Genomic DNA, 1,304 nt, shown 5'->3' on the forward strand with positions numbered 1-1,304 from the left:
AATTGCTGCTTGCGTTTGGACAGGGAAACCATGCTGACCGCATCCGCGCGCATATCCAGTCCGAGTAATGGGGGTTTCGGTAGATTGATCATGAAAAAGCTGCCCGAAAAACAAAACAAGCCCCATGATAGGCCGCCGGCTTGGGCCGTATTTTTTTATAAAGGCTGAAAATTCGCGTTTATTTAATTTTGATGGTGCTATTGAAGGGATAAAAACGATCAAGAGATCAAATTGATCCCGCGCTCTTCAGGATGATTGCTACGCAAGAGACCGTTTGCGACTTATCTACCATGATTTGTGAGGGCTTGTGCAAACCGGATAGTCATTTCAATTTTCACCACAAGAAAACAACCGATACGCATAATGATCGACCACAAAAAACTTGTATGCCAGATAGCTTGTACGCACTCCGTTGTCCCGTAGATGTTGACCCGGTAGATAATGTGACTGGCGCGGTTTGAGTCTTCTCCAAAATGTGTTTTCACAAAATGAGACAAGGCGCTCAATGACGGGAAAATCGGATTTTTGGCGAGATAGGCTTGTGCTTGGGCGGCCCGTTTCTCCCGAATGTGGCGCTGATCAATTTGATGAAAGATAAGCAAAATCACAAGAACGATGTTAACTGCCACAAAACTCAAAAGAAACTTGATGAATGTCGGAACATGACTGGTGCGATCCTTCATGCTAATGCTGTCTTGTTGTAGGTTACGGTCCATAAAGCCTCCAATGGATGGTTAAAACCAACAAAACCAACATTCACCCCTGCTCGCGCAGGGGATGGCCTTTTGTGGCTGACAAAATTGCTCTATCTAATTTAACACGGCAATTTTGCGCGTTTTCAAAACGCAAAATGCCGGGTTACCCCGAAATAAACGGTGTAACCCGTCAGGGTGTTGCTTTCACCGATGTATCGTGAAAACTCCACCGCAGAAAACACATCAGTTTTCCAACCAACCGGCACCTCAGTCGTACCTTTGAACTGGTACAAATTGGCGGGTCTTGTCAAATTAAGGCCAGCGATATTCCCGTCAAACCCGGCCAAGGCCTCCGCCTGGCCTTTGAGTCTTAACCAGGAACAAGGCTTAAGCAGGATGTTAAAACCGATCCCGGCCGCGTTGTTGTGCAGATCGCCATAGGCCAGGTAGTTGTAGGCCGCAAAAGGCGTCACAGCCATCCAACCATTGCGGTACACCGTATAACCCGCACGGACATTGAGGACATTTTGCAAGACGGGAAGGGGCGGTTTCAAGTTTGAAGTGCAACACCGCTGTTTAACTGCCTGATTTGCTGTGCCATCACTTCTG

2 protein-coding genes are annotated in these 1,304 nt (G+C 47.2%); both read right to left on the reverse strand.

Going from position 1 to position 1,304, the window contains the following annotated elements; all coding sequences use genetic code 11:
* Positions 1-281: 281 nt before the first annotated feature.
* Complete coding sequence (locus AC2VLY_RS16595) at positions 282-716, reverse strand: hypothetical protein (RefSeq protein ID WP_486891636.1); 435 nt, start codon at positions 714-716, stop codon at positions 282-284.
* A gap of 122 nt (positions 717-838) precedes the next feature.
* On the reverse strand, positions 839-1,304 hold a 466-nt coding region (locus AC2VLY_RS16600; protein ID WP_486922677.1), incomplete at its 5' end, for a hypothetical protein.

The sequence above is a fragment of the Acidithiobacillus sp. TH-A36 genome, assembly GCF_057473445.1.

Excerpts from the sequence above, each read along its gene's own strand:
- AC2VLY_RS16595 (WP_486891636.1), bottom strand. The coding sequence starts at position 716 with ATGGACCGTAACCTACAACAAGACAGCATTAGCATGAAGGATCGCACC.